13 protein-coding genes are annotated in these 13,783 nt (G+C 68.6%); 10 read left to right on the plus strand and 3 right to left on the minus strand.

Features of this window, described 5'->3' with window-relative positions:
- Positions 1–92: 92 nt before the first annotated feature.
- Together recA and AMYBE_RS0102540 are read left to right on the plus strand one after the other, a co-directional pair.
- Positions 93–1,136 carry a recombinase RecA gene (recA, locus tag AMYBE_RS0102535; protein ID WP_020657761.1) on the plus strand — a complete coding sequence of 348 codons (1,044 nt, stop codon included), beginning with the start codon at positions 93–95 and terminating at the stop codon, positions 1,134–1,136.
- 246 nt (positions 1,137–1,382) lie between these two features.
- Positions 1,383–1,928 (plus strand): regulatory protein RecX, encoded by a 546-nt coding sequence (locus AMYBE_RS0102540; protein ID WP_020657762.1) that lies wholly within the window; start codon positions 1,383–1,385, stop codon positions 1,926–1,928.
- A 61-nt stretch (positions 1,929–1,989) separates the two neighbouring features.
- On the opposite strand, the gene eda is transcribed toward AMYBE_RS0102540, so the two are convergent.
- Both eda and edd read right to left on the minus strand, forming a co-directional pair.
- Positions 1,990–2,616, minus strand: coding sequence for a bifunctional 4-hydroxy-2-oxoglutarate aldolase/2-dehydro-3-deoxy-phosphogluconate aldolase (gene eda / locus AMYBE_RS0102545; RefSeq protein WP_020657763.1), 627 nt, complete (start codon positions 2,614–2,616; stop codon positions 1,990–1,992).
- Positions 2,613–4,553, minus strand: coding sequence for a phosphogluconate dehydratase (gene edd, locus AMYBE_RS0102550; RefSeq protein ID WP_020657764.1), 1,941 nt, complete (start codon positions 4,551–4,553; stop codon positions 2,613–2,615). The genes eda and edd overlap by 4 nt, the downstream gene beginning before the upstream one ends.
- 340 nt (positions 4,554–4,893) lie before the next feature.
- On the opposite strand from edd, the gene AMYBE_RS0102555 reads away from it, so the two are divergent.
- Positions 4,894–5,742 (plus strand): SAM-dependent methyltransferase, encoded by an 849-nt coding sequence (locus AMYBE_RS0102555; protein ID WP_020657765.1) that lies wholly within the window; start codon positions 4,894–4,896, stop codon positions 5,740–5,742.
- Between the two features lie 158 nt (positions 5,743–5,900).
- Here AMYBE_RS0102555 and AMYBE_RS0102560 read toward each other — a convergent pair whose 3' ends face one another.
- Positions 5,901–6,230, minus strand: a complete 330-nt coding sequence (locus tag AMYBE_RS0102560) for a DUF6401 family natural product biosynthesis protein (protein WP_020657766.1) — start codon at positions 6,228–6,230, stop codon at positions 5,901–5,903.
- A gap of 811 nt (positions 6,231–7,041) precedes the next feature.
- Between AMYBE_RS0102560 and AMYBE_RS0102570 the strand changes: the two genes are divergently transcribed.
- From AMYBE_RS0102570 to AMYBE_RS0102600, 7 genes are all read left to right on the plus strand, one after another.
- The gene (locus AMYBE_RS0102570) at positions 7,042–7,380 is read left to right on the plus strand and encodes a helix-turn-helix domain-containing protein (protein WP_020657768.1); all 339 of its coding nucleotides are present in this window, start codon (positions 7,042–7,044) and stop codon (positions 7,378–7,380) included.
- Between the two features lie 1,190 nt (positions 7,381–8,570).
- Positions 8,571–8,774 (plus strand): cold-shock protein, encoded by a 204-nt coding sequence (locus AMYBE_RS0102575; protein WP_020657769.1) that lies wholly within the window; start codon positions 8,571–8,573, stop codon positions 8,772–8,774.
- Between the two features lie 229 nt (positions 8,775–9,003).
- On the plus strand, positions 9,004–9,462 hold the full coding sequence (locus AMYBE_RS0102580; protein ID WP_020657770.1) for a DUF6292 family protein: 459 nt from the start codon (positions 9,004–9,006) through the stop codon (positions 9,460–9,462).
- A 475-nt stretch (positions 9,463–9,937) separates the two neighbouring features.
- On the plus strand, positions 9,938–10,228 hold the full coding sequence (locus AMYBE_RS0102585) for a hypothetical protein (RefSeq protein WP_020657771.1): 291 nt from the start codon (positions 9,938–9,940) through the stop codon (positions 10,226–10,228).
- Positions 10,225–11,055, plus strand: coding sequence for a hypothetical protein (locus tag AMYBE_RS0102590; RefSeq protein ID WP_020657772.1), 831 nt, complete (start codon positions 10,225–10,227; stop codon positions 11,053–11,055). Before AMYBE_RS0102585 ends, AMYBE_RS0102590 begins: the two co-directional genes overlap by 4 nt.
- Before the next feature lie 56 nt (positions 11,056–11,111).
- Positions 11,112–13,028 carry a fumarate reductase/succinate dehydrogenase flavoprotein subunit gene (locus tag AMYBE_RS0102595; RefSeq protein ID WP_020657773.1) on the plus strand — a complete coding sequence of 639 codons (1,917 nt, stop codon included), beginning with the start codon at positions 11,112–11,114 and terminating at the stop codon, positions 13,026–13,028.
- Complete coding sequence (locus AMYBE_RS0102600; protein ID WP_020657774.1) at positions 13,025–13,777, plus strand: succinate dehydrogenase/fumarate reductase iron-sulfur subunit; 753 nt, start codon at positions 13,025–13,027, stop codon at positions 13,775–13,777. The genes AMYBE_RS0102595 and AMYBE_RS0102600 overlap by 4 nt, the downstream gene beginning before the upstream one ends.
- The last annotated feature ends 6 nt before the right edge of the window (positions 13,778–13,783 follow it).

Genomic DNA, 13,783 nt, shown 5'->3' on the forward strand with positions numbered 1-13,783 from the left:
GTAGCGTCGGACCGGACAGAGCTTGGACCCCCGGGCGAGCTTGAACTGGACAACCGAACACACACAGGCCCCAACCAGCGAGGTGGACTTCCATGGCAGCAGCACCCGACAAGGACAAGGCGCTCGAGCTCGCCCTTGCGCAGATCGACAAGCAGTACGGCAAGGGATCGGTGATGCGCCTCGGCGAGGACAGCCGTCCGCCCATCTCGGTGATCCCCACCGGTGCGATCGCCCTGGACATCGCGCTCGGCATCGGCGGCCTGCCGCGCGGCCGGGTCATCGAGGTCTACGGCCCGGAGTCCTCCGGCAAGACCACGGTCGCCCTGCACGCGGTGGCGAACGCGCAGCGCGCCGGCGGCATCGCGGCGTTCATCGACGCGGAGCACGCGCTGGACCCGGAGTACGCCAAGAAGCTCGGCGTGGACACCGACGCGCTGCTGGTCTCCCAGCCGGACACCGGCGAGCAGGCGCTCGAGATCGCGGACATGCTGATCCGCTCCGGCGCGCTCGACATCCTGGTCATCGACTCGGTGGCCGCGCTCGTGCCGCGCGCCGAGATCGAGGGCGAGATGGGCGACTCGCACGTCGGCCTCCAGGCCCGCCTGATGAGCCAGGCGCTGCGCAAGATGACCGGTGCGATGAACAACTCCGGCACCACCGCGATCTTCATCAACCAGCTGCGCGAGAAGATCGGCGTCATGTTCGGCTCCCCGGAGACCACCACCGGTGGCAAGGCGCTGAAGTTCTACGCGTCGGTCCGGCTGGACGTGCGCCGCATCGAGACGCTCAAGGACGGCGGCGAGCCGGTCGGCAACCGGACCCGGGTCAAGGTCGTGAAGAACAAGATGGCCCCGCCCTTCAAGCAGGCCGAGTTCGACATCCTGTACGGCCACGGCGTCTCCCGCGAGGGTTCGCTCATCGACATGGGCGTCGACCAGGGCATCCTGCGCAAGTCCGGTGCCTGGTACACGTACGAGGGCGACCAGCTCGGCCAGGGCAAGGAGAACGCGCGGAAGTTCCTGCGCGACAACCCGGACATCGCCAACGAAATCGAGAAGCGCATCAAGGAGAAGCTCGGCATCGGCCCGCAGGTCGACGCCGAAGCCGAAGCGGTGCCGGCTCCGGTCGACTTCTGATCCGGGGAGGGGAGGGGATCGGCTGATTCCCTCCCCGGCGCCCGGTGGCAGTCGCTCCGGGCCCGCCGGGGAAACCGGCGACCGGCAGCGGCGGCGGTCCCGCCGGTGCGGAGCAAGATCGGAAAGCCGACCCAGCGATCCGGACGGCAGATGAGCCGGACGGCGGCCGGGCCGGGGTTCCGGCAGAAGCGGATGTCGAGGCAAGGTGCCGCTGTTCGCGGTGGCGCGGGAAACAGGAGTGCGGTCGTGGCCAGGGCACCGAAGGTCGAGCCGGCGGAGCTGTCGCCGGAGGAACGGGCCAAGAAAGCCAAAGAAATCTGCTTCGATCTCCTCGCCGCACGACCGCGGGCGGTCGAGGAGCTGCGACAAGCGTTGCAGCGCAAGGGTTTCGACAGCGAGACCGCGGAAACCCTGCTCGGCAAACTCGACCGGGCCGGGCTGGTGAACGACGCCGAGTTCGCCGAAGCCTGGGTCCGGAACCGGCACGCCGGCCAAGGTTTGTCACGCACCGCGCTCGTCGCCGAGTTGCGGCGGAAAGGCGTCGACGGCGAGATCGCGGCCCAGGCCGCCGAAGAAGTCGACCGGGACGCCGAGGAACAGCGGGCCCGCGAGCTCGTGCGCAAGCGGCTGGGGTCGCTTGGCAACGTCGACGAGCAGACGGCGATCCGCCGGCTGCTGGGGTTCCTTGCCCGGAAGGGCTATCCGCAAGGGCTGGCGTACACGGTGATCCGCGAAGAGCTCCGGGAGTTCGGGGCGGAATCCACGCTGCTCGACGACGCGACGATCGACTGAACCCGGGCCGGCAAGGAACCCGCCGCCTCCGGCCAGGAGACGACGGGCTTCCGGGAAGAACTCAGCCGCGCAGTGCGGCGGCCTCCGCGGCCAGCTTCTCGACCGCGGCGAAGTCCTTGGCGGCCAACAGTTTCGCCGGTGTCAGCCACGAACCGCCGATGCAGCCGACGTTCGGCAGCGCCAAATAAGACGGTGCCGACGTCACCGTGATGCCGCCGGTCGGGCAGAACCGTAGCTGCGGCAACGGGCCGGCGATCGACTTCAGGAACGCGGCACCCCCGCTGGCCTCCGCCGGAAAGAATTTCAGCGCACTCAGCCCCCGCTCGGCCAGTCGCATGGCTTCCGACACGGTGCTCGCGCCGGGCAGGAACGGCAGCCCGGTGCCGAACGCCGCGTCCAGCACGGCGTCGGTGCAACCCGGCGTGACCAGGAACTTCGCGCCCGCGTCCGCTGCCTGCTTGGCCTGCTCCGGCGACGTCACCGTGCCGGCGCCCACGACGATGTCCGGCACTTCCGCGGCCACCCGCTCGATCGCGGCCAGCGCGACCGGCGTGCGCAGCGTCAGCTCGATCACTCCGATCCCGCCGGCATGGAGGGCGCGGGCGGTCGGCACCGCGTCTTCCACGTCGTCGATCACCACGACGGGCATCACGGGGGACAGGGCGAGCAGGTCCGTGCCGGTGGTCACTGACCAACCTCCTGAGTCTGGAGAGCGTAGCGGGACGAATCCATTGTCCCGCTTCCGTATGGCGGGAAGCCCCGGGCGAGGTCCAGCTCCGGAGTGAGCGCCCCGAACACACTCGCGCCCTGGTCGGCGGGACCGACCGCACGGCGCAGCGCGCCGAACAGCTCCCTTCCGGTCCCGGTCCACGCCGCCTCCGACGGCGGTGCGTCCACCAGGTCGCGGCGGGCCAGCTCCTCGTCGGCGACCAGCACGTCGAGAGTGCCGGACCGGGCGTCGAACCGGACGAGGTCGCCGTCGGCGATCCGCGCGATCGGCCCGCCCATCGCCGCTTCCGGCGTTACCTGGATCGCCGCCGGGACCTTGCCGGACGCTCCCGACATCCGGCCGTCGGTGAGCAGCGCGACCTGGAAGCCGCGGTCCATCAGCACGCCCAGCGCGGGCGTCAAGCCGTGCAGCTCCGGCATTCCGTTCGCCTGCGGTCCCTGTTGCCGCAACACCACGACCAGGTCCCGGTCCAGTTCCCCGGCCTCGAACGCGGCCCGGAACGCCTCCTGCGACGTGAACACCCGAGCGGGCGCCTCGACCACGCGGTGCTCCGGCGCGACCGCCGACACCTTCGTGACGGCGCGGCCCAGGTTCCCGGACACCATCCGCAGCCCGCCGTCCGGTGCGAACGGCCGCCGAACCGGGCGAAGCACTTCCTCGTCGAGGCTGCGGGTCGGGACGTCCCGCCACACCAGCTCGCCGTCCGACAGGATCGGCTCCTGCGTGTACCGGCGCAGCCCGAAGCCCGCGACGGTGTGCACGTCCTCGTGCAGCAAACCCGCGTCGAGCAGCGTGCCGACCAGGAACTGGATGCCGCCCGCCGCGTGGAAGTGGTTGATGTCCGCGCTGCCGTTCGGGTACACCCGCGCCAGCAACGGGACGACGGCCGACAGATCGGAGAAATCGTCCCAGCTCAGCACGATCCCCGCCGCCGCGGCGATCGCCACCAGGTGCATCGTGTGGTTCGTGGATCCGCCGGTCGCCAGCAACGCCACGATGCCGTTGACGAACGCCTTCTCGTCCAGCACCCGGGAAACCGGTGTGTAGTGCTCGCCGCGCGACAGTTCGACGACGCGACGTCCGGCCTCTTCGGTGAGCGCCTTGCGCAGCGGAGTGTTCGGCGGCACGAAGCTCGCGCCGGGCAGGTGCAGGCCCATCACCTCGACCACCATCTGGTTCGAGTTGGCGGTGCCGTAGAACGTGCAGGTGCCAGCCGAATGGTAGGACGCGGCTTCGGCGTCGAGCAGGTCTTCGCGGGTGGCGAGGCCCTCCGCGTACAGCTGTCGCACCCGCGCTTTTTCCTTGTTCGGCAAGCCCGAGTTCATCGGCCCGGCCGGCACGAGCACCGCGGGCAGGTGCCCGAACGACAGCGCGCCGATCAGCAGACCCGGCACGATCTTGTCGCACACGCCCAGCAGCAGCGCGGCGTCGAACATGTCGTGGGACAGCGCGATCGCCGTCGCCATCGCGATGACTTCGCGGCTGAACAGCGACAACTCCATGCCCGGCCGGCCCTGCGTGATGCCGTCGCACATCGCGGGCACGCCGCCGGCGAACTGGGCGACCCCTCCGGCGGCGCGGACGGACTTCTTGAGCCAGTCCGGGTACTCCTGCATCGGCTGGTGCGCCGAAAGCATGTCGTTGTAGGAGGACACGATCGCCACGCCCGGTGCGCGAAGCTGGCGCAGCGCCTGCTTGTCGACACCGTCCATCGCGGCGAAACCGTGGGCGAGATTGCTGCACGCGAGGCCGCGACGGACCGGCCCTTCCTCGAAGGCGGCCTCGCTTCGTGCGAGGTGCGCTGCTCGCGTCGCCGCGCTGCGCTCGACGATCCGGGCGGTGACCTTCGCGACTACGGGGTGCACCGCGACGGTCGGGTTCGGGCTGCTGCTCATCTCCGGCTCCCGGCTCACAAATCGTGCTGGGTTCGCGAGACGGCGGCTCTGGCGTCGCGGGAACGTGACGGCTGCCACGGTAACCCGAAATCTCCGGGAAACAAAATCGATTCAGACGGTCGGCAGAAGTGACCCCGGTCACTTCTGGGTCTGCCTGGAAGTCGCACCGGCCGAGTGGATCTTCGCGCTTCGCGGCATCGTGGCTCGCTGGAAGGCACCTTGCGATCGACGGACGCGAGCCTGCGCGGCCCGCGAGCGAACAGCATCGCGCCGGAAGCGGTTTCGGTGCCCGGGACCGCGCCAAGATCGATACGATCGGTGGCGACGGGCGGGAGGCGTGATGGCGGAGGATCCTCTGCCGGGGGTAGACCTGGAGCGGCCGAACGTCGCCCGGGTCTACGACTGGTATCTCGGCGGCACGGCCAACTGGGCGGTCGACCGCGAGTTCGGCAAGAGGGTGCTGGCGACGTTTCCGGCCGGAATGTACTGCGCCAGAGCGAATCGCGCGTTTTTGCACCGCGCGGTCCGGCACCTGGTGGCCCGGGGAGTGCGCCAGTTCGTCGACATCGGTTCGGGCGTCCCGACGATGGGCAACGTGCACCAGGTCGCCGACGAGGTCGCCCCGGATTCCCGCGTCGTCTACATCGATTGCGAGCCGGTCGCGGTCGCGCACTCCCGGATCCTGCTGGAGCGGCACGGAGATCCCGCTCGACACGCGGTCATCCAGGGAGACCTGCGCGAACCGGACGGAATCTGGGCCGCTGTCGCGGAAACCGGCGTGGTCGATCTCGCCGAGCCAGTGGCGCTGCTCGTCACCGCGGTGCTGCACATCCAGCAGGCCGGCCCGGACGGGGAGGACATCGGGCCGGCCGCGATCGCGCAGTACCGGGAGCTGCTGGTCCCCGGCTCGTATCTGGTGCTGTCGCAGATCACCCACGAAGGCTTGCCAGCGGACCTCGCGGGCCAGCTGCACGCGACCATCCAGCTGTACGACGACAACGTGAACAAGCACGTCCTGCGGTCGAAGGCCGAGTTCGGGGCGTTGTTCGGCGACTTTGAACTACTGGCGCCTGGGGTCGTGTGGACGGCGTCGTGGCGGCCGGAGGAGAGCGGGCCGAACACGCCCGCTGTCGACTTCGACGATCCCAGCGAGGCGGTCATGCTGGCGGGAGTCGGCCGGAAGCGCTGACCCGGCCGGGCAGGCCGCCGAGCGCGGTCGCACCCGCCGTCACAGTTCGTAAAGACGACGGAACTCTCTGCCCCGGCGCCCGTGTCAAGAGGTGCCGGCCGGTGCGCCCGCTAGGCGAGAACATCGCCGTGCTCGTCGAACTCGCCCGGAACCGCGGCTCAGGTGGCGAGTCCCTCGCTGATGGCGAGCTGGCAGGTGGCGGCGATCCGGACGGTGAACCAGTCCATTCCGGTGTCGTGGACGCGCGCGAGCGGCAGCGCGTCGCCGGGAATGTCCGTGCCGACGTAGTCCATCGCGCGGCTGAGCACGTGCAGGTAGAGGGTCAGGGTGGCCCGGTCGAGCGGTGCACCAGCCGCGGAGAGTTCGGCGCGAACCTCGTCCTGGTGATGGTCGAGCACGGCTGATCGCCAGGGATCGGCTGCCATTTTCGCGATGGTGGCGCGGATCGGTCCGGTCGTCCAGGTCTCCAGCGCTATCGGCTCGCACATGCGTACGCGCTCCTCTCGTCGCCGGATTGCCGGGCCGCGTCGTACGTGGCGTCTGCCCGCACCGGTCGCGGGCGACCCGCGGGCCAGCGAGCTCGCGGGACCGCTGGCACTCCGCCGCCGGCGGAGTAAATCTATGCCGAAGGGGGTAGACATTCGCGTCCAGGGGTGGGTAATGTTCTCCTTGTTCGGAGAGAGACAACGTCAGATGGCGCGGGAGATGACGTAACTGCCCGCGAAGAGTCAAGCAAGGCCGGCACGCGGAACGGAGCCGATCACGAGAAGGGGTTCCGGCTGGTGGCGGACGGGGCTGGGGGTCACGACGAACCCGCTTTCGGCCCCGGTGCAGCAAGGCGCGGACGGAGCAGAAGCGTTCGCGCAGAGTGATGTCAGTACGCAGTGAAAGTTCGCAGTACGCAGTGAAGAAGACGGGGTGCATGCGGGGCAGGGCAAGCGTGACGGCTCCGCATCCCCCGCGCGGCGTCAGGCGTGGTGGGACCGATTTCGGTAAGGGGTTCCATCCGGTGACGATCGCGGCGGTACCGAGTAAGAGTGAAACACCGGAAAGAAGGGATAGGGCACATCATTGGATCGCCCGCAGCGGCTGTGCAGCAATGCCGCGCGGGTACCGCAGTCCCATCGGATTGGAGGGTGGTTCTCGGTTACGACTCAGCGATCCCCGCATGGTTCGCGCGTTGAGCGGATGCGGGTACAACAGGCCGGCGGTCACGCCGGTTGGCAATGATGAAACCCAAACCCCTGGGACCCCGGGTGCCGTGATGGCACCCGGGGTCCCTTGTGATGCGGAGGTGGAATGATCCCTGGCCAATACGACCCGGCAGCGCCTGACGGCGGAGCCGACAAGTTCGACGACGAGCACTATCCCGCCTACACCATGGGCCGCGCCGCGGACATGATCGGTGCCAGCCAGAACTTCTTGCGAGGCTTGGACGAAGCCGGTCTGATCGAGCCGCAGCGTTCCGCCGGCGGGCACCGCCGCTACTCCCGCCACCAATTGCGCATCGCCGCGAGGGTGCGGGAACTGGTCGACCAGGGCACCGCCGTCGAGGCGGCGTGCCGCATCGTGTCTCTCGAAGATCAGCTGCACGAAGCGAGGCAGCAGAACAACGCTGAACGCCGGCAGCCGGGCTGACGCACGGTGGGTGTGCCGCCATCGCCGGCGGTGCACCCGCATCCGGCTCTGCGAGGGGTCGAAAGGCTGGCCGGGCTGGGAGCCCCTAGTTCAGCCGTCGCTTGCCCGACCCGTCTGCTTCGTTTTCGTGGCGGCAGCCGCTTACTCGCTTTGATGGCGCGCGGCCACCTTGCTCGGTGCGGTCATCAGATACGCGGCCGCGCGCCGAGTCGGTGCGAGCAGCCGAGGATGTCGTGGCGGGGAGTGCCCTAGAATGGTGCGGACGTAACGGGAGTTGTCGTAGCCGCGGGCCGCGCAAGTGCTTCGCCCGGAGCGATTTCGGCTCGTCGCGCCACACCGCTCGGATGCCGGACACGCGCCTGGTCAGGATTTCTCGGCTGAGCGGGTTTATCCCCTGAGGGCGGACGCCTGGGAGGTCGAGATCGGAATCGCGTCCTCATTGTCGACGCGCTTGGTCGGGAAAACCCGCGTGCGACGGGCAAGACGCGATGAGCGCTTCTGCCTGGCGTGCCGTGTCAACCGCGCAGTCACCCGGGTTTCGCGGACTTCGGCGAGATGACCGCCAGCTGCCTCTGGAGCGTGGTCGTTCATCGGTGCCGCGACGCGGGCATTCCGTCAGGAGAAGACGAAAACCGAATGCCGCGGCTACGGTGCTGGTCGGCGTCGGAGAGCACGCGGCCAGCGGAGTGCGAGACGGGATGGCTGAACAGCACCGGCGATACCGAGGACCGGGCGATGCGGGAATACGCGGGCAGGCGCAATGGAATAACTCCTTACCGGGGCCGGACCGCGAATACGGCCGGCGATGACACTTGAGGACCGAACGGCGACGTCGAATGCCTGTCGGTGCGTTGGGTCCGGAACGTAGTGGTCGCAGACTGGGCGGCATCGTCGAAGCTCTTGGCGGCCAGTTCGGAAGTACAGCGCAAGCCTGCGAGGTCCGACGCTACGCGCACCGGAACGCGACCACTCGCACGGGTCGGGACGCGGGTCCTTGCTTGACAGTCGGCCTGCCGGCATGTTCCACTTCCCCTGGTTAAAGATTTTTGTGCTCGTTGTTGTTGACGCCCGCAGAGGTTTTTGGCGAGCGTCGTCTCGGTGCCTCTTCCGGCTTCCTTGATTTTCTGCTCGCAGCCCGGCTGCCTCGATCGAGGTTGCGCCGCATGTTCGAAGCGACAAGGAATAAGCGAATGTCCCAGGGCACTGTGAAGTGGTTTAATTCCGAAAAGGGATTTGGTTTCATCTCCCCCGACAACGGCGGCAGCGACCTGTTCGTCCACTACTCGGAGATCAACGGCGGAGGCTTCCGCAGCCTCGACGAGAACGCCCGCGTGCAGTTCGAGGTCGGCCAGGGCAACCGCGGCCCGCAGGCCACGGCGGTGTCGGTCCTCTGACCACCGCCGCGCCAGCTGGGCGTCTACAACGTCGTGGACGCCCAGCGGCACTTGCTCACCAGCCCGCGTTCCCGCCGCGACCGACTCTCCGGGCCTCGTCGTGCCCGACCTGACCTCGACTCGCGCCCAGCCGCGCGCGGGCACCGCGGCGCATCTCGATTCCTGTCGGACGAGCCACCTGCGTGAGCACCAGCAACGCCGTGTGCGCGCAGCTCGTACGGTCGCGCGGATGGCGCGCGATCCGCAGGACGAGGACCTCTTGCTGTCCATTCTGGACCTCGAACTCACGGGCGGCGCCACGACGCCGGACCTGGAGATCGTGCTGGCGGACTATGTTCGTGCGGTGGCCCAGCGAGCCGGTATTCCTCTCCATGCGGTGACGCACGAGGTCACCGACACCGCGACCGCGTACCTCGGGCTCGCCCGCGGCACCGCTGACTCCCCGCGGCGCGACCTGATGCTGGTCTGGGACGAACGACTCGGCTGGTCCATCGCGATCGAACCCCGCGGCAACGACCACCCGCCGGTGATCTGCCACCTCAGCGGTCACGTCGCTCCGCCGCCCGGCACTGTCGCACAGTTTGTCGCCGACGTCCTCGGCGGACGCCTCAGCGGCCAGCTGAGCCCAGTGCCAGCCCGGCTCGACCGGCCCGCGCTGGCCGCCCACCTCAGCGGAATCCTGGCCTGACCCGCCGACCTCCGAGTGGTTCGGACCATTGCCGACGGTGGACATTGCCTGACCTGGTGCCGAGGCGCGGTGCGGGCGCCCACGTCCAACGCCGGGTAGTCCAGTGGCGTCGATGACCGGGACAGCAGCCTGCCGCGGATGTCGTCACATGGAGCGAGCAGTGCGGCACTCTGTGCTTACCGGGGTCATTCGGCCGAGGCTTTCACTCTCCGTGTCTGCGCTGTCATGGAGACCAGTCATGGCCCGGCGACAGCGTCTTCTGTCTCTCCGGTCAGCTTGTCGTTGGCGGCCTGACCTGCGCGGCTTGGTCTCCGGTGTCCCAGTTGGGGCCGGGCAACGGCCCTCGGCTCCAAGGTCGAGAGGCACCTCCCTGGCAAATGTGCTACTTGTCACATTGCGCAGACCGAGGCAGAGTCGTGGGTGACGACAGTGATCGTCGCTCGAACTGCCGGCCCCACCATCAGGGAGGCTCCCGATGTCCACCACCACAGAGATCGCCGAACTGCGGCGCACGATCGGTCAGTTGCGGCAGTGCGTGGGCGCATTGCGGTCCCGCTACGGCGACGCTTCCGCGGTGCGCCGGCTGGCCAACGACGTCGAGCGCCTCGACATCGACAGCGCCGATCTCGACGGTCATCCGCCGGCTGTGCCCGCTCAGGCGAAGGCGGCTGAACGCGTGCCTGTTCCAGACACTCCCTACGACCCGGCGCTGTGGAGCGGCGCCGACGACGAAGGCGTCGGTGGCTACAAGCGCGACCAGCGGTGAGCGCGCCCGCTGACAACGACGTCAGCCGCGCCCGCACCGGCGTCCGATCGCCGGGGCGGGCGCTTCTCGCCGCCCGGACCCTGCGTACTGACCGGTGGTGGCTGCAACCCCTGCTCACCGTGCTGGGGCTGGCCACTTTCGTCGTCTACGCGACGGTCCGGGCGTTCGTGCGCACTGCCTACTGGGTGCCCGAGTATCACTATCTGACGCCGTTCTACTCGCCTTGCGTGTCCACCTCGTGCGTCCCGGGATCGAGCCATTTCGGGCACTGGTTCGGCGAAATGCCGTCCTGGCTGCCGCTCGGCGTCCTGGTGCTGCCGTTCCTGCTCGGATTCCGGCTGACCTGCTACTACTACCGCAAGGCGTACTACCGCTCGGTCTGGTTCTCGCCGCCGGCTTGCGCGGTCGCGGAGCCCCACCCGCGCTACTCCGGCGAGACGCGGCTGCCGCTCATCGTGCAGAACGTGCACCGCTACTTCTTCTACGTCGCGTGCGTTGTCTCGCTCGTCAACACCTACGACGCCATCGTCGCGTTCCAAAGCCCCACCGGGTTCGGGTTCGGGCTGGGCAACGTGATCCTGGTGGTCAACGTCGTGCTGCTGTGGGCGTACACGCTGTCGTGCCACTCGTGCCGGCACGTCACCGGTGGCCGGCTGAAGCATTTCTCGAAACATCCCGTCCGGTACTGGATCTGGACGCAGGTCACGAAGCTCAACACCCGGCACATGGCTCTCGCCTGGACGACGCTCGGCACGCTCGTGCTGACCGACTTCTACGTGATGCTCGTGTCGAGCGGCGCGATCCCGGACCTGCGATTCGTGGGCTGAGCCCCGAAATCCAGCAGCGCAAGACAGTTCTCCCAGCTCGTGAGGTGGCGTATTCCATGACCGAGGTCGAACGGCACAGCTACGACGTGGTGGTGATCGGTGCCGGCGGCGCCGGTCTGCGCGCGGTGATCGAGGCGCGCGAACGCGGGTTCAGCGTCGCGGTCGTGTGCAAGTCCCTGTTCGGCAAGGCGCACACCGTGATGGCCGAGGGCGGGTGCGCGGCGTCGATGGGCAACGTGAACTCGAACGACAGCTGGCAGGTCCACTTCCGTGACACCATGCGCGGCGGGAAGTTCCTGAACAACTGGCGGATGGCCGAACTGCACGCCCGGGAAGCACCGGACCGGGTGTGGGAACTCGAGACCTACGGCGCGCTGTTCGACCGGACCGCGGACGGCCGGATCAGCCAGCGCAACTTCGGCGGGCACACGTATCCGCGGCTCGCGCATGTCGGCGACCGGACCGGGCTCGAGCTGATCCGCACGATGCAGCAGAAGATCGTTTCGTTGCAGCAGGAGGATTTCAAGGAGTACGGCGACTACGAGGCCCGGATCAAGGTCTTCGCCGAATGCACGGTCACCGAGCTGCTGCTCGACGACGGCGCGATCGCCGGGGCCTTCGGCTACTGGCGCGAGAGCGGGCGGTTCGTGCTCTTCGAAGCCCCCGCGGTGGTGCTCGCGACCGGCGGCATCGGCAAGTCGTTCAAGGTGACGTCGAATTCGTGGGAGTACACCGGTGACGGCCACGCGCTGGCCCTGCGGGCCGGGGCGAAGCTGATCAACATGGAGTTCGTGCAGTTCCACCCGACCGGGATGGTCTGGCCGCCGAGCGTGAAGGGCATCCTGGTCACCGAGGGCGTGCGCGGCGACGGCGGAGTGCTGAAGAACTCCGAGGACAACCGGTTCATGTTCGAGTACGTGCCCGAGGTGTTCAAAGGCCAGTACGCGGACAGCGAGGACGAGGCCGACCGCTGGTACAGCGACCAGGAAAGCAACCGCCGCACGCCGGACTTGCTGCCGCGCGACGAGGTGGCGCGCGCGATCAACACCGAGGTCAAGGAGGGGCGCGGGTCGCCGCACGGCGGAGTGTTCCTCGACATCGCGAGCCGGCTGCCCGCCGAGGAGATCCGGCGGCGGCTGCCGTCGATGTACCACCAGTTCAAGGAACTCGCCGACGTCGACATCACCCAGGAGCCGATGGAGGTCGGCCCGACCTGCCACTACGTGATGGGCGGCGTCGAGGTCGACCCGGACACCGGGGCGGCCAGCGTGCCCGGCCTGTTCGCGGCGGGCGAATGCTCGGGCGGGATGCACGGGTCCAACCGGCTCGGCGGCAACTCGCTGTCCGACCTCCTGGTGTTCGGCCGTCGTGCTGGTCTCGGTGCCGCGTCCTATGTGGATGGTCTGGCGGCCCGGCCGGTGGTCGCCCAGTCCGATGTGGACGCCGCGGCGAAGCTGGCGGTCGCGCCGTTCGACCCGCCGGCCGAGGGCACGCCGGAGAACCCGTACACCCTGCACACCGAGTTGCAGCAGTCGATGAACGACCTGGTCGGCATCATCCGCAAGGCCGGCGAAATCGAGCGGGCGCTGGAGAAACTCGCGGAGATCCGGCAGCGGATCGGACGGATCGAGGTGGAGGGGCACCGGCAGTTCAATCCCGGCTGGCACCTCGCGCTCGACCTGCGCAACATGCTGCTGGTCAGCGAATGCGTCGCCCGCGCGGCGCTGACCCGCACCGAAAGCCGAGGCGGCCACACTCGCGACGACTACCCGTCGATGGACGCGGAATGGCGCCACCGCCTGCTCGTCTGTTCGGCGCGGTCCGGCGGCAATCCGCTGGTCCCGGACGTCGACGTGGTCGTCGAGGAACAGCTGCCGATGCGGCCGGACCTGCTGGAGCTGTTCGAACTCGACGAGCTGGGCAAGTACTTCACCGACGGCGAGCTGGCAACGCACCCCGGGAGGACCGCGTGAGCTACCAGGCGAAGTTCCGGGTGTGGCGCGGCGACGCGGCCGGCGGCGGCCTGCAGGACTTCACGGTGGAGGTCAACGAGGGCGAGGTGGTCCTCGACATCATCCACCGGCTGCAGGCCACCCAGGCCGCCGACCTGGCCGTGCGCTGGAACTGCAAGGCGGGAAAGTGCGGCTCCTGCTCGGCGGAGATCAACGGCAAACCGCGGCTGCTGTGCATGACGCGGATGTCGACGTTCACCGAGGCCGAAGTCGTGACGGTCACGCCGATGCGCACCTTCCCGGTGATCCGCGACCTCGTGACCGACGTGTCGTTCAACTACGCCAAGGCCAGGGAGATCCCGTCGTTCACGCCGCCGGAGGGGCTGAAACCGGGCGAATACCGGATGCAGCAGGTCGACGTCGAGCGCTCGCAGGAGTTCCGCAAGTGCATCGAGTGCTACCTGTGCCAGAACGTCTGCCACGTCGTGCGCGACCACGAGGAGAACAAGCAGAGCTTCGCCGGCCCCCGGTACCTGATGCGGATCGCCGAACTGGAGATGCACCCGCTGGACGTCGCCGACCGCCGCGACGGCGCCCAGGAAGAGCACGGGCTCGGTTTCTGCAACATCACCAAATGCTGCACCGAGGTGTGCCCGGAAGGCATCCACATCACCGACAACGCGCTGATCCCGATGAAGGAACGCGTCGCCGACCGAAAGTACGACCCGATCGTGTGGCTGGGGGACAAGCTGTTCCGGCGCGGAAAATGATCACCG

The organism is Amycolatopsis benzoatilytica AK 16/65, assembly GCF_000383915.1.
GTDB lineage: Bacteria > Actinomycetota > Actinomycetes > Mycobacteriales > Pseudonocardiaceae > Amycolatopsis > Amycolatopsis benzoatilytica.